Origin of the sequence: Microbulbifer sediminum (assembly GCF_021729035.1) — a bacterium.
In the GTDB taxonomy this organism is placed as follows: domain Bacteria; phylum Pseudomonadota; class Gammaproteobacteria; order Pseudomonadales; family Cellvibrionaceae; genus Microbulbifer; species Microbulbifer sediminum.
Genome location: NZ_JAJSAP010000003.1, coordinates 407506 through 429307, shown reverse-complemented (window position 1 = coordinate 429307; position 21802 = coordinate 407506). Strand labels below are relative to the sequence as shown.

The 21802-nt window shown below is 55.8% G+C and carries 16 protein-coding genes; 7 read left to right on the top strand and 9 right to left on the bottom strand.

Features of this window, described 5'->3' with window-relative positions:
* Window position 1: 1 nt before the first annotated feature.
* Window positions 2-481, top strand: coding sequence for a hypothetical protein (locus LVD11_RS07010; protein ID WP_237057442.1), 480 nt, complete (start codon window positions 2-4; stop codon window positions 479-481).
* Window positions 469-1413: a tetratricopeptide repeat protein gene (locus LVD11_RS07005; protein ID WP_237057441.1), complete on the top strand. Its 945-nt coding sequence runs from the start codon at window positions 469-471 to the stop codon at window positions 1411-1413. Before LVD11_RS07010 ends, LVD11_RS07005 begins: the two co-directional genes overlap by 13 nt.
* 186 nt (window positions 1414-1599) lie before the next feature.
* On the opposite strand, the gene LVD11_RS07000 is transcribed toward LVD11_RS07005, so the two are convergent.
* From LVD11_RS07000 to LVD11_RS06980, 5 genes are all read right to left on the bottom strand, one after another.
* Window positions 1600-3759, bottom strand: coding sequence for a PKD domain-containing protein (locus LVD11_RS07000; RefSeq protein WP_305080664.1), 2160 nt, complete (start codon window positions 3757-3759; stop codon window positions 1600-1602).
* Window positions 3760-4285: 526 nt separating this feature from the next.
* Window positions 4286-6445, bottom strand: a complete 2160-nt coding sequence (locus tag LVD11_RS06995; RefSeq protein ID WP_237057440.1) for a PKD domain-containing protein — start codon at window positions 6443-6445, stop codon at window positions 4286-4288.
* 812 nt (window positions 6446-7257) lie between these two features.
* The gene (locus LVD11_RS06990) at window positions 7258-7920 is read right to left on the bottom strand and encodes an SPM autocatalytic domain-containing protein (protein ID WP_237057439.1); all 663 of its coding nucleotides are present in this window, start codon (window positions 7918-7920) and stop codon (window positions 7258-7260) included.
* Between the two features lie 40 nt (window positions 7921-7960).
* Entirely contained in the window at window positions 7961-8488 is a 528-nt protein-coding gene (locus tag LVD11_RS06985; RefSeq protein WP_237057438.1) for a hypothetical protein, read from the bottom strand.
* Window positions 8478-9293: a hypothetical protein gene (locus tag LVD11_RS06980; RefSeq protein ID WP_237057437.1), complete on the bottom strand. Its 816-nt coding sequence runs from the start codon at window positions 9291-9293 to the stop codon at window positions 8478-8480. Before LVD11_RS06980 ends, LVD11_RS06985 begins: the two co-directional genes overlap by 11 nt.
* A 500-nt stretch (window positions 9294-9793) precedes the next feature.
* Between LVD11_RS06980 and LVD11_RS06975 the strand changes: the two genes are divergently transcribed.
* Window positions 9794-10357, top strand: coding sequence for a YqiA/YcfP family alpha/beta fold hydrolase (locus LVD11_RS06975; protein WP_237057436.1), 564 nt, complete (start codon window positions 9794-9796; stop codon window positions 10355-10357).
* Between the two features lie 203 nt (window positions 10358-10560).
* Here the strand turns inward: LVD11_RS06975 and LVD11_RS06970 are convergent, their stop codons facing one another.
* Complete coding sequence (locus LVD11_RS06970; RefSeq protein WP_237057435.1) at window positions 10561-10995, bottom strand: VOC family protein; 435 nt, start codon at window positions 10993-10995, stop codon at window positions 10561-10563.
* A 348-nt stretch (window positions 10996-11343) separates the two neighbouring features.
* Between LVD11_RS06970 and LVD11_RS06965 the strand changes: the two genes are divergently transcribed.
* Window positions 11344-12786 carry a tetratricopeptide repeat protein gene (locus LVD11_RS06965; protein ID WP_237057434.1) on the top strand — a complete coding sequence of 481 codons (1443 nt, stop codon included), beginning with the start codon at window positions 11344-11346 and terminating at the stop codon, window positions 12784-12786.
* Window positions 12787-12955: 169 nt separating this feature from the next.
* Here the strand turns inward: LVD11_RS06965 and LVD11_RS06960 are convergent, their stop codons facing one another.
* On the bottom strand, window positions 12956-13453 hold the full coding sequence (locus LVD11_RS06960; protein ID WP_237057433.1) for a hypothetical protein: 498 nt from the start codon (window positions 13451-13453) through the stop codon (window positions 12956-12958).
* 437 nt (window positions 13454-13890) lie between these two features.
* Here LVD11_RS06960 and LVD11_RS06955 point away from each other — a divergent pair, with 437 nt between their 5' ends.
* Complete coding sequence (locus LVD11_RS06955; protein ID WP_237057432.1) at window positions 13891-14685, top strand: hypothetical protein; 795 nt, start codon at window positions 13891-13893, stop codon at window positions 14683-14685.
* 54 nt (window positions 14686-14739) lie between these two features.
* Here LVD11_RS06955 and LVD11_RS06950 read toward each other — a convergent pair whose 3' ends face one another.
* Both LVD11_RS06950 and LVD11_RS06945 read right to left on the bottom strand, forming a co-directional pair.
* Complete coding sequence (locus tag LVD11_RS06950; protein ID WP_237057431.1) at window positions 14740-16077, bottom strand: McrC family protein; 1338 nt, start codon at window positions 16075-16077, stop codon at window positions 14740-14742.
* A gap of 2 nt (window positions 16078-16079) precedes the next feature.
* Window positions 16080-18113, bottom strand: coding sequence for an McrB family protein (locus LVD11_RS06945; RefSeq protein ID WP_237057430.1), 2034 nt, complete (start codon window positions 18111-18113; stop codon window positions 16080-16082).
* 724 nt (window positions 18114-18837) lie between these two features.
* Between LVD11_RS06945 and LVD11_RS06940 the strand changes: the two genes are divergently transcribed.
* Window positions 18838-20433: a type I restriction-modification system subunit M gene (locus LVD11_RS06940; protein WP_237057429.1), complete on the top strand. Its 1596-nt coding sequence runs from the start codon at window positions 18838-18840 to the stop codon at window positions 20431-20433.
* A complete protein-coding gene (locus LVD11_RS06935; protein ID WP_237057428.1) occupies window positions 20423-21802 on the top strand; it encodes a restriction endonuclease subunit S in 1380 nt (459 codons plus the stop codon). Before LVD11_RS06940 ends, LVD11_RS06935 begins: the two co-directional genes overlap by 11 nt.

Here is a 21802-nt window from a genome sequence, read left to right as displayed (position 1 = left end):
TATGGCCGCAGGTTACCAGATTATTGACGAACCCCGGCCCGGCAACCTGTCCAGGCTAACCGTAGATCCCCTGTGGCCACTGTTATCCTTCATGTTTGGCGGTGTCTTTATCAGCTGGGCATGGTCTGTATTCAACAGTGCTGTGATGGGCAGCCCCACGCGCAACCGGGAAATAATGGCAGTCGCGTTTGGGCTGCTGGGCTATTTTGCGCTCTTGTTTGGTATGGATTTCCTGGTGCGCAGTGAACTGGTGGCGGGTCTCTCCCACAGTTACACCCGGATACTGCTGATTGGCTTCGCCCTGGTACCCAGTTACTACATCTACCTCAAGCAGAGCGCAGCCTTCGAGCTCTACGAGTATTTCGGCGGTGCCGTGTTCAACGGCATCCCGCTGCTCGTGGTCGCCTATCTGGTGGGCGGTAAGCTGCAGCAATACCTGGTCGCGGCCGTCTGGAATGGAGTGCAGCCATGGATCCGTTAAACAGTGCCATCGAGAGGCTGGTCGAAAAAGCCCGCCGGCAATATTCCTACAGCGACATGGCCGGGGCGACAGAGACGCTGCGTGAGGCACTGTCGATCGACCCCGCCAACAGCTTCCTGCACAGCTACCTTGCCATCGGCCTGATCGGCATGAAGCGACTGGTGGCGGCGCAGTACGAGGCGCGGGCGGGGCTCGAGCATGATCCCGAGAGCCCGTTTGCCCACTATGCCCTGGGCCAGGTGCTGTGCGCGAAGATGCGCCCGAAAGAAGCATTGGCGCATTTCCACCAGAGCCTGGAACTGGACCCGGAACCGGATAACGGCGCCTGCCACCTGGCACTCGCGCGCGCCTACTCGATGCTGTCCCTGCGCGACAAGGCCGGCAACGCCCTCGAGCGTGCCCTGGAGCTGGACCCGGAAGACCCCGACACCCTCGCGGCCATGGCCCGCTGGCACCTGGAGGGCGGTGACCGCAGGCGGGCCCGGCAATACCTGCGGGAAGCCCTGCAGGTGGAACCCCAGCACCAGCAGTCACTGGTCCTGATGGGGCAGGTACTGCTGGCCGAGGGCGAGACGGACGAAGCCTACGACCATGCGATCTGGGCGCTGCAACAGGACTCCTCCGACGAGCAGGCCCTGTACCTGCTGTCCTCGGTGAAGGCGCGCCGGAATCCGCTGTTCGGCTTATGGTTCCGCGCAAATTCATGGCTGGTGTCCGGGGGCAACAGCCGCACCATCCTGATCCTTGTGGTTGGCTTCCTGCTGTTCCAGCTCACATCGCAGGTGCTGGACGACACCGGCCACGGGCAGTGGTCTTCACTGGTGCATTACGGCTGGCTGGCGATCGTGCTGTACTCGTGGGTTGGTCCGGCCTGGTTTCAGCGGCGGGTGAATGAAGAGCTCAAGACGGTGTCACTGAAGCCCGGTTACTAGCGGCCCACCGTGAGCGGGCCGGCACCGGCCTGCCGTCTATGCCGTTGGAACAGTTTCGCTCCCCCCTCCATAGAACAAAAAAGGCCCCGTTCCGGCACAAAGCCGGAAACGGGGCCCAAAGATCAAAAGAGAAACTACCTCATCATGCAATCCGGGTGGGTTGGGGCCCACCCGGTAGCATTCTTTTTACTGGCAGAGGCCGGCACTGGCCCCGGTGTCATGGCTCAGGCCGCCGCCGCTCAGGTCGGTGACACAGAAGCTGGCGGACACATTGCCACCGGCCGTGGCGGAGCTGGTGACGGTGGCCATGCCGTTGGCATCGGTGGTCGCCGTCGCGCCGCTCTCGGTGATGTCGCCGCTGAAGTTGCCGCTCACACTCACGCCGCTAACGCCGCGGCCCAGGTCGTCCAGCACCGTCACGGTGGCGGTGGCGTACTTCTGGCCCTTGCCGGCAGATGCGGTGCCGTTCACCACACTGGAGACATACATGGTGGTGGCTGCGGCGCCGTCGCTGGCGCTTACGTCGAAGCTGGTCTGGTCGCTCGCCCCCTGGTCGTCGGTCACGGTCAGGGTCACGGTGTAGGTGCCCGCCGCGGCGTAGCTGTGGGATGCGGTGGCGGTAGTTGCGGTTGCGCCGTCACCGAAGTCCCACTGGTAGGAGCTGATCGAGCCGTCGCTGTCGGCGCTGGCACTGCCATCGAAGCTGCAGCTGAGTGCGTCACAGCTGTGGCTGGCGCTGGCCGTGGGCGCCTGGTTGCCACCGGTCGCGGCACCGTAGATATCGAAGTTATCGAAATAGTAGGTGTCGCCGTTGAGGCTGTTCGGGTCGAACAGCACCACCAGGCTGTTCACCGCGCTGTCCGGCGTGGCGCCGTCGATGCGATCGGCCAGCTGGAACTTCAGCCGCTGCCAGCCCGCTTCCTCGCCCACATAGGCCGCGTACTTGGAGTGGCGTCCGGTGGGGTAGTTGTCGGGCGTGGCCTGGCTGCTGTCCTCCAGCTGCACCAGGATCTCGGTGCCCGGGGCGGCGGTGGTGAACACGTCCATATAGAACGCCTTGGTGCCCGCCAGCAGGGGCGCCGCATCCGCAACCGCAGCAGTATCGGCCGCGATCACGTCGTACAGGGCCGCCGCGGAGCGGGTATAGCTCGCCACGGTGGAGGAACCGTTGGTGGCGTCCGGGGCCGGGTTGGCCGCGTCTGCGAGGAAGGTACCATCGAAGTAGGTGTAGCCCAGCTCGCGGTTCGCCTCGAAGTCATCGAGTACCGTCTCCTGCGCCATCTGCGGTGATACGTGCACCGGCAGGGACAGGCTGCGGCTGCCGCAGTCGTCGGTCACGCTCACGGCCAGGTCGCCGCCGTTGCTGCCCCACTGTACCGTTACGGTATCAGTGCCGGCACCGGCGACCAGGGTGGCGTCAGCCGGTACGGACCAGCTGTAGCTGGCGCCGTTGCCGATGGCCCCGGCCACGGAATAAGTCGTGCTCTCGCCGTTGTCCACAATGCGGTCGCCCACTACGCTCGGCTGGCCGTAGTCGTACACCCGCACGTAATCCACCTGCATGGTCTGCGGCAGCTGCGAATCATCCACCGGACCGCCCAGGTCGCCGCCCACGGCCAGGTTCAGCAGAAAGTGGTACTGGTAGTTCTCGAAGGTCCAGTAAGACGCATCGGTGAGGTCATCGGGAGTGAGCGTGGAGTACAGCTGGTCGTCCACATACCAGCGCATTTCGTTGGGTTCCCATTCCAGCGCGTAGGTGTGGAAGCCGGCCGACCAGGGCTCCGGCTGGCTCAGCACCTTGTTGCCGGTGTGGGAATTGTTCGGGTAGGGCTCGCCGTAGTGCAGGGTGCCGAACACGAACATGTCCGCCTGGCCGGTGGCCTCCATGATGTCGATCTCACCGCTGATGGGCCAGCCTTCGGCCGGGTCGGTGGGCAGCATCCAGAACGCCGGCCACATGCCGGAGCTGTTCGGCAGCTTGATGCGCGCCTCGAAGCGGCCGTTGGTCCACTCGCCGCCGTTGGGCATATTGGCGGTGCGCAGGCGCGCGGAGGTGTAGGCCTTGCTCTGTACCCGCTCCTTGCGCGCGGTGATGGTCAGGATGCCGTTTTCTACGGTGGCATTGTCGGCCTGGTAGGACTGCAGCTCGCTGTTGCCCCAGCCGCAGATGCCGTAACTGCAGCCATCGCCGATCATTACTTCCCACTTGGTGGTATCAACTGCGGTACCGTCGAAATTATCTTCCCAAACGGGGGCGGGGTTTTGGCATTGCTGCCCGATGGCGATGGATGAACTCAGCATCGCCGCGCCGAAGATGGCGCTCTTCGCTCTCTTGTCGCTGTACATTCTCGATTTCCTCGAAGTCATTATTATCTGCACAGCCCACGACCGCTGCCATGCGACCAAGCAAGTTATCAGCGGGAAAAAAGAAAAGTGGTGGCGACACGGGTCGAAGCGTCGGGGCGGATCAAATGCACGGCAGTGTGGCCCGATTTGGGTGCATCATCGCCGTTATGAACCAAAAGGGTGCAGGGTGCACTGGCGAACAGAATTCACCCACCGGGGACCCGATGGGAAAGAAAGGGCGGTACCGACGGAAATAAAGGGCAGAAAACGGGAAAATATCTTGCGGAAATAAAGTTCCATTAAATGGATGGCCTTTAGAAATTTATTGCCGAGGCGCGCAGCGCTTTCCCCTGTGGGAGCGGCCGCTGGCCGCGATACCTTACCGACGCGATCCCTTACCGGAACGGAACAAAAAAAGCCCTGCCCCGGCAGCGCCGGAGACAGGGCCCACACAGGCACATCCTGTGGTACCAAATTTTATTTTTTTACACGGGCGGACACAGGGCCCGCCCGTATCAACCAGCCGTTACTGGCACAGCCCCGCACTGGCGCTGGTGTCGTGGCTCAGGTTGCCGCCGGCCAGGTCGCTCACGCAGAAGCCCACCTGCACATTGCCGCCGGCGCTGGCGGAGCTCACCACCGTGGCAATGCCGCTGGCATCGGTAGTGGCGGTGGCGCCGGTCTCGGTGATGGTGCCGCTGAAGTTGCCGGTCACGGTCAAGCCGCCCACGCCGCGGCCCAGGTCGTCCAGCACCGTCACGGTGGCGGTGGCGTACTTCTGGCCGCGGCCGGCGGACTGGGTGCCGGTCACCACGCTGGAGACATACATGGTGGTGGCCGCCGCGCCGTCGCTGGCGGTGACATCGAAGCTGTCCTGGTCGGTGGCACCCTGGTCGTCGGTGACCGTCAGGGTGACGGTGTAGGTACCGCTCACGGCATAGGTATGTGAGGGCGCGACACCGCTGCCGTTGTTGCCGTCACCGAAGTCCCAGGCGTAGCTGGCGATGGAACCGTCCGCATCGGTGCTGGCGCTGCCGTCGAAGCTGCAGCCCAGCCCGTCACAGCTGCCGCTGCCGCTGGCAACGGGTGCCTGGTTGCTGCTGCCGTCCAGGCCGTAGATATCGAAGTTGTCCCAGTAGTAGGTGTCGCCATTGAAGGTGTTGGGGTCGAACAGGATCACCAGGCTGTCCACCGCGTTGGCCGGGGTGCCGCCGTCGATGCGGTCGTCCAGCTCGAACTTCAGCCGCTGCCAGCCGCTGCCCTCGCCCACGTAGGCGGCGTACTTGGAATGGCGCCCGGTGGGGTAGTTGGTGGCGGTGGCCGTGGAGCTGTCCTCCAGCTGCACCAGGATCTGCGTGCCCGGGGCGGCGCTGGTGAACACGTCCATATAGAACGCCTTGTTGCCGGCCAGGAACGGGTCCGCATCCGGGATGGCAGTAGTGTCGGCGATGATCACGTCATACTGCGCCGCGGCATCGCGGGTGTACATGGCCACGGTGGCGGAACCGTTGGTGGCGTCCGGGGCCGGGTTGGCCGCGTCCTGCACAAAGGTGCCGTCGGCGGTGGTGTAGGCCAGCTGGCGGTTCGCCTCGAAGTCATCCAGCACCTGCTCCTGTACCAGCTTCGGTGCCACGTACACCGGCAGGCTCAGGTCGGCGCTGCCGCAGCTGTCGCTCACGCTCACCGCCACGTCGCCGCCATTGCTGCCCCACTGCACGGTGATGGTGTCACTGCCGGCACCGGAGACCAGCGTGGCATCGGCAGGCAGGCTCCAGCTGAAGCCCGGGTTGCCGCCCACGGTACCGGCCACGGAATAGGTGGTGGTGGAGCCGTTCTCCACAATGCGGTCGCCGGTGATGGCCGGCTGGCCCTGGTCATACACGCGCACGTAATCCACCTGCATGGTCTGCGGCAGCGCCGAGTCATCCACCGGGCCGCCCAGGTTGCCGCCCACCGCCATGTTCAGCAGGAAGTGGTACTGGTAATCCTCGAAGGTCCAGTAGGAGGAATCCGTCAGGTCCTGGGGCGTGAGGGTGGCGTACAGCTGGTCATCCACATACCAGCGCATCTCGTTCGGCTCCCACTCCAGCGCATAGGTGTGGAAGTCGGCCGACCAGGGCTCGGGCTGGGTCAGCAGCCGGTTGCCGGTAAAGGAATTGTCCGGGTAGGGCTGGCCGTAGTGCAGGGTGCCGGATACATACTCGTCCGCCTGGCCGGTGGACTCCATGATGTCGATCTCGCCGCTGGTGGGCCAGCCCACGTCCGGGTCGGTGGGCAGCATCCAGAAGGCCGGCCACATGCCGGCGCCGTCCGGCAGCTTGATGCGTGCCTCGAAGCGGCCGTTGGTCCACTCGCCGCCATTGGGCATGTTGGCGGTGCGCAGGCGCGCGGAGGTATAGCCCTTGCTCTTCACCCGCTCCTTGCGCGCAGTGATGGTCAGGATGCCGTTCTCTACCACGGCATTCTCGGCCTGGTAATACTGCAGCTCGTTGTTGCCCCAGCCGCAGATCCCGTAGGTGCAGCCGTCACCGATCATCGGTTCCCACTTGGTGGTGTCCAGGGCGGTACCGTCGAAATTGTCTTCCCATACGGGAGTGGGACTCTGGCATTGCTGCCCGAAGGCCAGGGACGATGCCAGCATCGCCGCGCCGAACAGCACGCATTTATTTCTCTTATCGCTGTGCATACTCGATTTCCTCGATTTTATTTTCAAAGCACCGCCTCCAATTGGTGCGGTGCGCGCACCAAGTTAGCAATCGAGTAAGCGGCGGGCAGTTGAAGCACTGGCCAATTCGGCGGGGCGGATCAAAAGCGCGGCGACGCGGAACAGAGGAAGATAGACAAAGTAATAAAAGTTGATCTGCATGCCAGGGAGTGTGATGCAGTTAAAATTTGATTGGGAAACGGAAAAGTAGCGGGACGCACGAAAAAGAAACAAGGTGTCGAATATGAACGGATGCGGGCGTAACGAGGAAAAGAATAAAAAACCTCACCTTTAAAAGTGAGGCTTTCGAAGCGCGGTAGTGCGGAATTGGTACCTTTCGAATGCACAATTGCTTCCCCAAAATTATTGTTTCCGCCAGAGCGATAAGCCCCACGCCGGCGACGCCGGCATGACAGCCAGGTGGATGCAGGGTTATTGCGGGGGAATTCCTGGAAGCCGGGTGAATAAAAAACCGGGGCAATAAATGCCCCGGTAAAATTCTGCAGGTTTGCTTCAGTAGGCGGTGGCCAGATATTCCTTTATCCCGCCATCAGGGTGAACTTCCCTGTCCAGATAACACTCCTGTCTGCTCACGGTTACGGTGAACACCTCCAAAAGTGCCAACTGGATCACAAAGCGTAAATAGCCACAAAGGGCTATTTGCCGCCCTTTGGCGGCTGCTTTTTCCTATAGGCGTACCAAGTAGATTGGGGAGGCTATACGCAGAAAATACGCTCCAAGCAGCTCCGGCTACATACACTTGGTTAAGCGTGCAAGTGCACAACCAGCGAAATTCAGGCTTCCGAGGGTAGCGGAGCGAATGTGACATCATACATTTTATATCTCACTGCTTTTACTTTTCCCTTCCTATCGATGCGTTCCGCGTGAACCCAATCCCAGAGCGAGATACGATTTCCTGCACGGTCATAGCGATTAATGATATTGGGAATAATGTCAAATGCCTTTATGCCCTGACTTTCCAGTGTGATGATTTCGTTATCTGTGGAAACTCCATCTCCATCGATATCCAACCAAAGAGCGAGTTCGTGCCAGATAACATCGTCGGCAGTGATCAGCCCATCGTCGTTTCCGCCTAGTAATGGGAGGTCAAATTGAGCCAGGGCTTGGAACCCATTCCTCGCCATGCCGCTCCCATCCTGCAGGCGTATGTTGTCGCCAAAGAGCTCCTGGCCATTATCAACGATGCCATTCTGATTGTGGTCACGGACCAGGAATGCCTCATTGCCCTCGGCTTTAACCCATTGCACGGGTGCGGGAAGATCCCAACCCATAAAGTCGTACGCTACACCCACTCCTTTATCCGCAAGCTTCAGGCGATCCCTTCCCAGGTCAATAATCAGCGGATCGGTATAGCATGCCCAGGCACCCGGGCAAGCCAGAACAAATGCACAGATCAAGTTTTGTGCTAGTGGATATACAAAATTTTTCCTATTCATTTCATATCTCGCTTCAGATAGAACTTATTATGATCGGAGGTTACGGAATCTGGCACCTAGGGCAGGGTGTGCAGATTGGCGGCGGGGGCGGGGGTGTCTTCACAAAGGTCTTCACGATAGTTCTTTCGTCTTCATCGGAAAAGCCTACAAGTTGATAAGCAACACCGATACCTACATAGGAAAACCCTGCTGTAGTGCTGCCGGCGTCTCCTGTTCCCCGAAAATTGTGAGTACAGTCAGCAGTGCCGCCGGTCCATTGTGTATAGCCAGGATTCTGGTTCTTTGAGTGGACGATTCCAATTTCAAGACCGTTAAGCGCAATACCTCTGTCTTTCCCTCTAATCGGACCAGCTCCATTGAACGGACACTTGAAGTCGAAGCCCGTGGTGGCGGAGACATAAAGGCCAGGGATTGAAGAAAAAGCCGTTGTGGATGAAAACAGGCTGTACTGGCTCCCGCTGACTTGCTTGAGATCCCCATCTGCGGTGACCGTCACAATAGCATCGGCATTAATTGCCAGGAACAAGAAGGTTATCGGTAGTAGTGCTCTAATCAATTTAATCGTCATTGTTTGTCCTGCCATTCAGATGATTCAATTGTTGGTGTAGCTGTTTTTTAATTTTTTCTGAGGTTATCGATCGGAAAAGGGCATGTTTCTTTTCCTGATGACTTAAACCTTCATTCGAAAACTTCTTTATTTTCTGAATTGACAGGGCCTCTTCCAGAAGTATCATCCGCGTGCGTTTGGTCAGCCGGTTAAGAAGGTTGAAGGCCCACTCTTGTTCATAATCAGCCTGTATCTGGTTGCTTAACAGCAGAAGCTTTGTAAACAGTTGTTCGTGATCACCTGGTCCTCGGATAAGCTCTATATACTTCTCTGCCTCTGATAGAAAGCTCAGCATTGCAGTAAATTTGACTGACATATAAGAATTGCTTTCGGAGTGTTCCAGTAATATATCGAGATCGGATTTCGGGATTCCTCGATCCAGCAGGGATTCGGAATTTGTAGCTAAATAACCCCGGCTGGTTACAGAGCGAGCTATGTCTGCCATGGTGATCCACTGCGGGTGATCACCGAGGTTTGCAGAATAACTTCCGTTTTCGTGTTTTTCTAAGCCGTATTTGGCTAAAAACTCGAGATCCAAACCCAAATCTAATGCGGTTTTAACCAGGCTTTCCCGTCGTCCTGCAGAGATATCATTGTCAATTCTGGAGAGCCAGTCATCAGATGTTCTCCTGGGGTTCTTATGTGCATGTTCGAAGAGCGTTTCCAGGTAGGGTTGCGTCAACTCCACTGGGATGCCAGATTCCTGATTATTATTTGTGGCGGAAGAGAATGCTAAAAATAAAAGTAGCCATGCCGAAGTGTGCATCGTGAAAATCTCGATAGTCCGTTATCTGTTCAGGTGCATTGAACCACAGTGATTTATGATTTATAGAAGGCTGAAGTGACAATGTGCCTTGTTCTGGCAAACTGAAGCGCCACGTTAAAGAGTTAGGCTCTGTCTCCGCGGTATACGCATATTTTGTTTATCATTCTCAAAAAGTATTTTGTAATTATTTTAGGAAGCTATTAATTATAGGGCCAGAGATAGCTGTCTGGTTTTTGCTCGTCGTATTCGATAGCGATAAGACAGCCAAAATATTTTCATGGATGGCATTATTATCGATGGGTGTGATCGTTTTGCTGCGGTTATTGGCGCGGATACTTTACGGAGAGAAGATATTGTGGAGAATTTGACTGATTGGCAGAATATCCCGAGAGCATACTAAGCAGTGGCCTGTCGAAAACCTACATCAAGAAAGGGGCAGGCGCGCTCGTCGGTACTGTGAGATAGCAAGTTCAACCAACGGATAAACAGGAAATACACAAGTGCGCTATCTTTTTTACCTCCACGGCTTCCGCAGCCTGCCCGGCAAATCCGCCAAGGTTGAAACCCTCCGTAGCGCCCTGCCGGGCATCGAGGTGGTCGGGCTGGACTACCAGCCGCACCACCCGGCCATTGCCGCAGCCACCCTGAAACGCGTGGTGGAAGAGCACGGGGCGGACAATATCGTCGCCTTCGCGGGAACCTCGTTCGGTGGCTTCTGGAGCCGCTGGGCGGCCTGCAGGTTCGGGGTGCCGGGGGTGGCGATCAATCCCTCCATGCGACCCTGGCAATCCCTGCAGCCGGGCACTTACGGAGTGTATGGTTCTGACGAGACCATCACTGTCTCCCCAGAAGATCTCGAAGCGACCCGGGACTATGCCGTGAAGGACACCGGCAAGCTGGTGACCCATGTTCTCGCCATGGATGACGAGGTGCTGGACAGCACGCGGACCCTGGAAATGCTCCGCGGCCACTGCGATATCGAACCCATCCTATTTGAGGACGGCGGGCACCGGTTTTCCCGCTTCGACGAGCTGGCGGGCCTGTTCCAGCGTATCGCCGGCTAGTCCTTCGCCTCGCGTCATCCCGCTGGGCCGGCACACCGCTGGGCCGGCAGACCGCTGGGCCGGCAGACCGCTGGGCCGGCAGACCGGCGGTTCGCCGGAGCAGCGAAGCTGACGCCGGCATTCAGGCAGCCACAAAGCCCCCAGTCCACACGGGCGCAAAGTTCAGGCCCTTGGGCGACGAGCTTACCCTTCACCCCAGTACATTACTTAGCAAACAACTCCCCCTCAATATCCCGAAACCCCTTGAACTCCAGCGCATTCCCACTGGGGTCCATAAAGAACATCGTCCCCTGCTCCCCGGGCTGCCCCGCAAAGCGGATATAGGGCTCAATCACAAACGCCTCCACAAACCCCCGCGCCCGCACGGCAAACGCCTGCCACTGGTCAAACGGCAGCACCACGCCAAAGTGCGGCACCGGGACCCCGTGGCCGTCCACGGAGTTGGCAATGGCCGGCACCTGGCCGTCGCGGCCGATGGCCGGGTTCAGGTGGGTCACCAGCTGGTGACCGAAGAAGTTCCAGTCCACCCACTGGTCCGAACTGCGGCCCTCGGCAAAGCCCATCTTGCGGCCGTAGAAGTCGCGGGCCTCGGCAATATCACGGACCTGAATGGCCAGGTGAAAGGGAGTCAGTTGCATGGTGCGTCCTCAGCAGTTCCAGTGTGAGGGGAGTATGCACGGTGGGGGAGGAGAAGGAAAAGACAGGGATCGGTGAGGGCGACAAAGAACCAAACAAGAAGAAGGGCTTCAGCAGGACGTCGTCTGGGGCATAGACTCCCTATAGCACGGATAGTACGGATAGCAGGGATAGTACGGAGGCGACCGCGTAATGGGGGAGTTGGAATTGCAGTACAGGGCTCTCTTGACTAACTTGTACGAAGAATAATGACGACCACTGCAGATGGGGTTGGCCACCTACAGGTGGAATGATACGCCGATTGTTCAAGGCTCCGGAACTACAACTAAAACACGGAAGGATTGGCGCCAATGAAGGCAACAACGCAAATGCTGGCCACGGCCCTGTTGATCTGTCTCTCCGCCTCTGAAATTGCGGCGTCTACGTGGCGAAAGTATGAGTCAGATAATTTTATTGTTTATTCGGACTATTCCGAAGAAAGCGTCCTTAAAAAGATCCGGCGCTTTGAAATGTTCAAGGCGACTATCCACAAGCTACTCTCAATCCCGAAAAGTACAGAAGCTGTCTCTTTTGAGATTTATCTGTTCCAGAGTGAGTGGACGCTGCGCAAGTTTACGCGGAAAAATAGCATCGCCGGGTTCTATCGAGACCGCCTGGGGTACCCGTTGATGGTGGTGGGGCCCAGTGGAAAGGACGAGATCTTCTTCCATGAATATATTCACTTTCTCACCAACAGAATGGGCCACTTCGTGTATCCACGTTGGTATAGCGAGGGACTGGCTGACTTTTACTCAACGCTGGAATTCAGTGACGGAAGTGCGATCATTGGAGGTGTGCCGCACAGTCGGCGCAGCGCGCTGGATTACTATGCAATGCTGCCAGTAGAGCACCTGCTTGAACCCGGGGAGTTGTTTAAGGATGGCCGATATACGGCGCGCTTTTATGCCGCTGCATGGTTGCTCGCCCACCGGATGATATTGGGCGCCGCGAATGGGATGGATGATTACTCTGCGCCCTTCAAACGCTATCTTCTGCGGTACACCAAAGGAGAAAGGAATGCGGATGTACTCTTCGAAGAACTGGGTGTGGATGCAAAGGCTGTATACAACGATCTTCGCCGCTATGCGGCAAAGAGAAAATGGAACGCTCTCTCCATACCAGTAAGCGAACTCAAACCCGAAATAGACATTAACGAGCTTAGTCTTCGGGATGAGATCAATGTAAAGGTCCGGCTGGCGGTTGCCATAGGTGAGTGGGAATATGCCGGAGATCTGCTGCGCGAATATGAGGATTCGATTGATGGCGAGGGTCGTGCGGCGCTTGCCATTATCGAGGGCCATGCGTCGGAGGAAGTAGGGCAGGAAGAGAAGCTGATCGAGAGGCTTATAGAAGCCCCGTCGTTGAGCGGTGCAGGCCATGCTTACCTCGGGCATGCACTGCTGGATCTTGCGGAAAAGAGAGTTGACAGTAGCGAGGCACTGCTTGCGGAAGCTCTGAAGCACCTGGAAATCGCACGAGAGCAAGAGGCGCTTTATGGTGCGAGTGCTTTGATGGTCGAAGCCTACTGGGCGCTAGGTCGAAAACAATCGGCGATGAATGAAATCGCACGGATACTCGAACTGAACCCTGTGAGTCTGCCGGCTAATATCTTGGCGGGAGAATATTCGATGAAGGCAGGCCTGAAGGAGGACGCGCGGTTTTTTCTAAACCGGGTGGTCAACTGGGCGCACACCGATGCCCAGGCCAAGGAGGCGGTCGACTTGTTGGCTGAGCTGGACGCCTCGGAGCCCTGATCTCATATGTCTTTCATGGTTACAGTGCGTCACCACAGAAACGCTTGCCTAGTCCGGGACTAATTGGCAGCCCATACTTGGTCACCCAGATAGGAGTGGACAGATTTGGAGTCATCTGAGTTGAGGGCAAGGGGCCGCCTCAGCGGCGACCCCCACGGTTAGGTGGCGCTTACTTCCAGAACTGCCACCACTTCTTGCTGTTCTCCTCGCGGGCCGCCTGGCCCTGCTCGGAGCCTTTGCCCAGTTCCTTGCGCTCCTGCCCGGCCTTCTTCTCGGCCTGCTTGGTCATGCCCTTGTTGTCCTTGGCGCCTTTCATGTGCTTGTCGTGCATCATTTCAGCCTTCTTCCCGGCCATCATGTGCTCGTCGTGCATCATCTCGGTCTTCTTTTCGGCCATCATGCGCTTTTTCTTGCCTTCCATGCGCTTCTCTTCCGAGACTTTGCCTTCTTCCATGGCCTCCTCACGCATCTGCTCGGCCTTCAGTCGCTGTTGCTCCGCCATCATGCGTTTCTGTTCGGCCATGGCGCGCTTCTCGTCCATGCGGGCCTGGGCCTCGGCCGGGATCTTGGTTTCCTTCATCTCCTTGCCGGCGGCGTCGGGCTGCTGGGCCAGAGCCGGGGCGGATAGTACGAGGCTTGTTACCAGATACGGGATTGCCTTTTTCATAGTCAGGCTCCTTATGGTTGGAGGAACGTAAAGTTTTATAACTATTCGTAATTACAGCTCAGTGCAATGCCACAGCTGCCTTACGAATGAAGCTTGTGGCGGAGGTTACGGAATTCAACCTTAATTTGAGCTGAATCAACACTGGTTTCCGCTAATCTCGTGGACACTTGGATCCGCTCAGTAACACAGGTGTTCCCTGGATTGGCGTTCATGCAGTGAAAACGGGCATGCTCTAACAATATGAAGTGACTTCAATCACAGAATTGCGTTGCCGTGGCGCGAGTATTAATCTGCCCTTATTGCTTGGAGTTCCAAGCGTTGCGGGGAGTGGCTGGGCCGGCCTTGAATAATAAGAAGGAAAATAAATGCTTCACAAGCCCTACGAGAGTATGAACTCTACCTGTAATCGGTTGATGCGCAGCTAACAAGGTTCCGATGTGATACTCGAGACTACTCATTCCTGCCCCCTGTTTATCGGCTGGGATGTTGGCGGTTGGAACTGTGACCGCAACGCCAACAGCCGTGATGCCTTGGTCGTGCTGGACAGCAAGCGTAATATCCTCGGTCAGCCGTGGCGTGGCAACCTGCGCAAAGTGATCAACGAGGCCGGCGATACGCGGGAGTGGATCCGGGCATTACTGGAGTGCTGTCAGCTCGAGGTGCCCGACAACTCGGTAACCGCAACACTGGCCATCGACACTCCACTGGGTTTCTCACAAGCCTTCCGGCAGTTGATTGCTGGCGATGGCGTGGCAGGCCCGGTCGGGGCATCTGCGGACAACCCCTATCTGTTCCGTCACACCGAGCGCATGCTATTCCAGCGTGGCCTGACGCCGCTGTCACCAGTCAAGGACATGATCGGCAGCCAGGCCACCAAGGGCATGCATGCCTTGGCCCGCTTCGCACCCGAGAACCCCGCCACAGGCGTTTGGACCAGTGGCAACACCCTCACAGCAATCGAAGCCTACCCGGCCGCCTGTAAGCCCTCGGCCCTGGTCCGGAAGCTGTTGCAGCCCTATCGCAATGCAGTAGCTAATACTCAGGCCGATACTTGGCACACAACAGGCTATAGGTTCGGCATTAACCACGAGGACAAGCGCGATGCGCTCCTCTGCGCCCTGGTGGCGTGGCTCTACCACTTTCAGCCTGAGGCCTTGTACCAGCCGGATGAGGCTACGCCGGCTGCCGAAGGCTGGATATTCGCCCCTCGCGATGCCTTGACAGGCAGTTAGCAAATGCGCCCAGGGCAGAAGTTTGTGGCTTCTGGCATCGAAAAAAACTTACTGTTAATTTGAGACGGATAAGTCGATATTAGGAGTTGTCATGAAGTCCGGCGGAAGACCGCAGAACCTATCGGTCTCTAAGTCAAACGGAATCATGAACGCTTGCAGTCTATCTGAATATTCCATTGGCTCGGAAACTAATTCAAGGCCGGGCTGATGGGGGTAAATGAGATAGGTAGCCCCCTCCCCGTTTAAATACTTATGGCCGTAGGCAAAAAGCTGATAGAGATCACCTTGACTAGCGGTTGCGTCATCTACGCTGCTCCTAAATCGTGATGTGCTCGACTGAGAGAGAATCTTCCACTTGCAATCCAAGACTGAGTGAAATCGCTTATTATTGAGGATTAATATGTCGGGCCGCAGCTGGTATGCAGGTTTTCCGCTATAGGATTCAATCAAATACTTGCTAGATGCTTGCTCCTTAAGTTCAAAACCTGGCCGCAATTGGCTGCGGAGTACTGAGCCAACATAACGCTCGAAAAGCTCATTCATAGGGAACAAGAATGACTGGCCAAAGTGTTTCCCCGCCAGCATTCGTGGATTCCTCTCTTCGAGAATAAGCTCACACCAATACTTTAGAGGTTTGTAATGTTGCATTGTGCGGTCGCTTTGCCATTTTCTAAAGTCCGCTTTGGTGTCCTTCGACGTAGGGATATCGTCGAAAGCAAATATAAGCTCCCGAGCTAGACGCTGATTTGCCGTGATTTTCGACCACTTCAACGCATGCGCCAAAGATGACCGAATTAGGCGGTTCTCCGGCCGGTTTCGAGAGAACTCCTCATATTCAACCTGAAACTTATGCTGGCGTGAAGGTGGTTGTCGAAGCTGATCGGAGGTTCGCAGTCGGCCGCGTAAGAAGGAAAGCTCGGACATGTTGTCTCGATAGCTCGACCGCGCGCCCTGCCGGATAAGCGCCTTTACTTCGTTTAGAAAGTGGCCAATCAATATCTCGTGTAGCGGACCATCGAATAGCTCTAAGTTGCCTAGATCAAACTCGCGTACTTTAAGGTCGTAAACTCGGTTAAGCATCTTTAGAAGAACTTTGCGTCCGCGAGCCAGTGCTAACCAGTTGTTGCTAGCGAAGCTCTTAGGCACGATTTCCAGCTGCGTCCCACACGGAGTAGTGATTACTCCGGCATAATTAAGCACTTGTAGGTAGACACTGCCGCCTACCTTGCGAGGACGCACCAGCTGCTTGTGCAGCCCATCTCCGCAACATTCCGCTAATAGCCAGTCCCAAGCCGAGGCCGGTATCGCCTGGCGATCAATTGGGTTCTGCTCCAACCGTACCTCGGCCGAACGAGATAGCAGTCCATACTCCCGAACAATATAAGGCACCATAGTCAGGCCATATCCAGGGCCGTTTCTTCGACATAGTCGACGGTGTTCAGGTTATTGTCGTAGATTCCAATATAAGCCTCAGGCATATATAGTGCGGCTTGATTAAGATGCCATTGGTTTTTAGTTTGTACGTCATTTAACCAGTCGTCGCCAAGCAGTGAGCGCAATTCAGAATTACTGAATCTTTCAATGATGAATCGTAGTTCCTCGTGCGCCTTTAGATGGTCACCTAATACTCGGTGGATCATCTCCCAGTCGTCGAAGAAGTACTCCTCCAGTAATGGCAATATGCTATCCCCAAAAATTTTCGCCAAGTCGTATACGTCGCTATCCTTATTCAGTTTCATGAAATAGCTATGGCCAATACAGTGATCCCTGTCAAACAGGATTTCTATGCGCTTATTTATTGTCTCCAGGACCCTTCCTACATTGATGCCGTCTACGATAAGTTCGGATAAGAGATTTGAATTTGGTAAGCAGGCTTCAAAGCTAAACCGTCTACGAAGAGCGATATCCACTTTGGCCAGGCTGCTATCGGCAGTATTCATTGTTCCTATCACATAGAGATTGTTTGGGATAGTGAAGGTCTCCTTGCTGTACGGTAAAGTTACCGATAGCTGCTCTGATTCGCCCTTCCTCTTGCTGGCTTCAAGTAGCGTGATTAATTCCCCAAAGATTCGGGAGATATTTCCCCTGTTGATTTCATCGATAATTAGAACATGTGGTGCAGAATCCCTCTGCTCTGCTTCGCTATTACTATCTAATGAGTAATTACTATTAATGTGCCTGGCAATTGCCCGGACATAGCTTGCACAATAGAGATTGTCTGGTGTTTCACCAAGGGCGACTTTGCGCACATGTTGCACATTGGCTGGCAGGTCACGCTTTTCAGTTGAGGCGCCTGGAAGGCAGCGGAATGTCTTTCCACCCCGGTAACTTACCGAAAAGGCCTTGCCGGTAGCGGTGGTGAGCCGCAACGGCTCCTCCGAGCACTGTGTCTTTAAGTCGGTAATAGCTGCGTCCAGGTCATAGATTTGAGTATCGCTATCTGCGCGTTGGCAGATAGTCTTGAAGATGCCATCCTCTACGAAGTAGTTTAGTTGTCCATCTTCAGAATCCGCTTTCAAACCCTCGACAAAGTCTTCATAACTGAAGCTTTGATGGAATGTTGTGAAGGCAATCTGTCCTGATTTTACGTATTCGTCATAGCGAGACTTGATGAGTTTTCGTCGAGCGGATGCCTCTTTGTCATCATCGAGTGAAGCAACCCAATCGGGATCAATAATTGCGACCGCCTTCTCGATTGTGCTGTAGGTTTTACCTGTACCTGGGGGACCATAGAGTATTTGATTAAGCGGAGCTCTCGATCCAATCTGATTCCGGCTATTCACCTGTACGTTAAGTGTATGGGAGGCCCCTCGAATCAAAGAGCTTATGCTCGGGTCGTTAAAGTATTCAGCCAGGCGCCATGCGAATGTGCTCACATCGTAAGCGTCTTCTTTTTGTAGACCGGAGGATCTGATCGCCTGCATCACATTGTGATTAAGCGTCACCCAGTTATCAGTGAGCTCTACCCTTGGTCCATACCCGGAGCGGTTCCAATTCCGAACAAACCTCTTTAGATCTGATGTCTTTACAATAGTGGACAGGTTGTCAGGGTCGCAGGCGCAGAAAAAGCGACGCAGGACCCCTTTCTTTGTGAACTTCAACTTGCCAGCGTTCTTACATTCTTCGAGCCACTGCATCATGGAGTCTAGAGTAGCAGCTGTAGGAGCTAAAAATATTTCCTTACTAATCGTCGGCAGTTCGTCGCGGATATTCTCAAATTCTTCATGGCTTAGCATGCCGGAGCCAATACCGGCGATGCCGTTATCGCGCTCGCGCCAATAGGCCTCGAGAAAGCCATTATCGGACCAGTCAAATGTCTTGGGGTCGATTGTGCGGAGAAACTCGCAGCGCTCGCGGTACCGTGGGGTCCAATTGTCGCCCGTGCGTTGCATGTGTGCTTGATAAAGGCTCTGCAGATCTTCATTCATAGTGGGTGGGCCTAAAATCTCTTGGTTATCTTCTTTTGCTTATTGGACCGGTTGTCTTAATTTCCCAGGTGACCTGTTGGCCTGTGAGTCAATGCTAACTTGTTGAAGACGCCGTTAAGCCACGCTCTGCCTTGGATGTATAAGCCATTTGGGAGTGGGCCCAGTGCCGACAAGCTCTTCCCGCGGTTAAAAAGTGTACAGATAGGGCAGGGATAGGCAGGTAGGATGTGTGCTGGCTGATCGAGGCGAGACCCTATGACTGGGGCGCCATGGGCGGTCACGGAGGAGCCCGCTACGGCAAAGAGCTTGGTGTCAGGCATCACATTGTCATTATTGCTTTTAGTTCCGGCTAATCTAACAGTTCCATTACCGGTCTGCTATTCGATACGGCGGGCATGGCCGCCACGCACCGCCGTTGGCCACAAGACTCGCCTAGCCCGCTTCATGCGAGGCATCGCCTCCCCTAGCCTGTCTCCCCGATGCCTGTGTCTTACTTCGGCCCCCCTTTGCCACCAGGCCGCGGTAAGTTCCGCCCCGCTCGCAGCATGGACTCATGCATGAATCCGCCGCTGTCTTCAGCCCAGGCTGCCAACGGAGACATACCCCGCCAAATCAGGCAGAATCAAAGTCTTCCAAATTTTTGCATTAATTGCTGAAAATTTAACCAATTTTCGCGAGGTGCCGCCTGCCTGCGCCCCGCTAACAGCCAAAGGTGTACAAAGTAATGGCCCGAAAGCCAGCCGCCAAAAGCAGCAAACAGAAATCCTTCGAGCAAACCCTCTGGGATACCGCCGACAAGCTCCGCGGCAGCGTGGAATCCTCCGAATACAAGCACGTGGTGCTGTCGCTGATCTTCCTCAAGTTCATCAGCGACAAGTTCGAGCAGCGCAAGCGCGAGCTGATTGCCGAGGGCCAGGGCGACTACGTGGACATGGTGGAGTTCTACACCATGAAGAATGTCTTCTACCTGCCGCCGGAGTCGCGCTGGGACCATATCTCCAAGAACGCCAAGCAGGACGATATCGCCATCAAGATCGATACCGCCCTCTACACGGTGGAGAAGAACAACAAGGCGCTCAAAGGCGCGCTGCCGGATAACTACTTCTCCCGCCTGGGGCTGGATGTGAGCAAGCTGGCCGCGCTGATCGACTCCATCAACAATATCGATACGGTGGTGGAGCAGGAAGGCGGTGTGGCCAGTGAGGTGGACATCGTCGGCCGCGTGTACGAATACTTCCTCGGCAACTTCGCCGCCACCGAAGGCAAGGGCGGCGGCGAGTTCTATACCCCCAAGTGCGTGGTCAACCTGCTGGCGGAAATGATCGAGCCCTACCACGGCAAGATCTACGACCCCTGCTGCGGCAGCGGCGGCATGTTCGTGCAGTCGGTTAAGTTCGTGGAGAACCACCAGGGCAACAAGAAAGACATCTCCATCTACGGCCAGGAGCAGACCAGCACCACCTACAAGCTGGCGAAGATGAACCTGGCCATTCGCGGCATCAGTGCCAACCTGGGCGAGGTGCCCGCCGACACTTTCTTCAAAGACCAGCACCCGGACCTCAAGGCCGACTTCATCATGGCCAATCCGCCATTCAACCTGAAGGAGTGGCGCGGCCCCGACGAACTCACCGACGATCCCCGCTGGGCCGGTTACGAGGTGCCGCCCACCGGCAACGCCAACTACGGCTGGATCCTGCACATGATCAGCAAGCTGAGCGAGAACGGCGTCGCCGGCTTTGTGCTGGCCAACGGTTCCATGAGCACCAATACCAAGGGCGAAGGGGAGATCCGCAAGAAGATTATCGAAAACGACCTGGTGGACTGCATGATCGCGCTGCCCGGCCAGCTGTTCTATACGACGCAGATCCCGGTGTGCCTGTGGTTTATCACCAAAAATAAAAAGGCGGAAGTGATCCCCGGCCACAGCGACAGCAACCACCGCAACCGCGAGGGCGAAACGCTGTTTATCGACGCGCGCAATATGGGCAGCATGATCAGCCGCATCCACAAGGAGCTGACCACCGACGATATCGCCGAGATCGCCCGCACTTATCACGCCTGGCGCGGTGAAGCCAAAGACGGCGACTATCAGGACATACCCGGCTTCTGCAAGGTCGCCAGTCGAGACGATATTGCAGCCAACGACTATGTGCTCACCCCCGGCCGCTATGTGGGCGCCGCCGAGGTGGAAGACGATGGCGAGCTGTTTGAAGAGAAGATGCGCGAGCTAACCCAAACCCTCTACCGGCAGATGGCGGAAGCGGAACAGCTGGATGCGGTGATTAAGCAGAATCTGGCGGGGTTGGGTTATGGGGAGTGAGTGGAAGACCGTTCGATTTGGCGAGCTATACGCGGAACCTTCAAGAAATGGCCTGACAAAGCCAAAAAAAGTTCGTGGCGAGGGTTATAAATTCATCAACATGGGTGAAATCTTTGCCCATGGACGAATGCTCAATATCGAATGCGATCGGGTTCCCGCAACAAAGAAAGAATTGCAAACTTCAACAATGGAACCCGGTGACCTGCTGTTTGCCAGGCAGTCACTGGTGCTCTCTGGTGCTGGTAAGTGCTCAATATTTTTGGGTGATGATGAAATAACGGTTTTTGAATCACATTTAATTCGTGTTCGCCCAGACAGAAAGCAAGTCCTGTCGGAATATCTTTACTATTACTTCAACAGCCCAATCGGCAGATCAGAAATATGGAATATTACTGAACAGGGTGCAGGCCAGGCGGGTATTCGAGGTTCAGATTTACAAACTGTGCAGGTAAAGCTGCCGTCTATTTCTGAGCAATCAAAAATTGTTGCTATTCTTTCAGCAATAGATAAAAAAATCGAACTCAACCGTCAAATCAACACCACCCTGGAATCCATGGCCCAGGCGTTGTTTAAAAGCTGGTTTGTGGATTTTTATCCGGTCATCGACAACGCCCTTGCCGCCGGCGACCCGATTCCCGATGCCCTACAAGCCAGAGCGCGCGCCAGACAAGAACTGCGCACCGCCGCCGGCGCTTCCGCGCAGAAGCTGCCGGCCGAGCTTCAGCAGCTGTTCCCCAGCAGTTTTGAATTTAATGAGCAGTTAGGCTGGATTCCGGAGGGTTGGGAAATTAGCTCTATATATTCGCTAACTGAAGTTGTGTATGGAGCTCCGTTTAGTTCTAAATTGTTCAATGACGAAGCTTTGGGAAAGCCGATTATCAGGATACGGGATTTGAAAACGGGAAAGCCTCAAATTTGGAGCTCCGAGGAACACCCCAAAGGGACTTTGATAAAAGCGGGAGATGTCATTGTCGGTATGGATGCTGAGTTTCGAGCGACATTATGGTCGGGTCAAGATGGTTGGTTAAATCAGCGGCTGTTTTTAGCTCGGTGTGTGAACGGTTATTCAAATAGTTTCCTTATACAGCAGGTGCTAAAGCCGCTTCTGGCGCGGGAGGAGAGTTCTCAGGTCGGGACTACTGTTGCGCATCTTGGTAAGAAAGATATTGATAAATTTAGATGGCTTACGCCATCAAAAGCGTTAATAAAAGAGTATTCTGCCAGGACTAACGAACTTGTTAGCCAATGGATTAATGCTCATGAACAAACGCGAACTTTAGTTGAATTGAGGGATTACTTGCTGCCTAAACTTCTCTCTGGGCAGCTTCAAGTTCCCGAAGCGGAACAGCAGCTTGCCGAGGTGATTTAA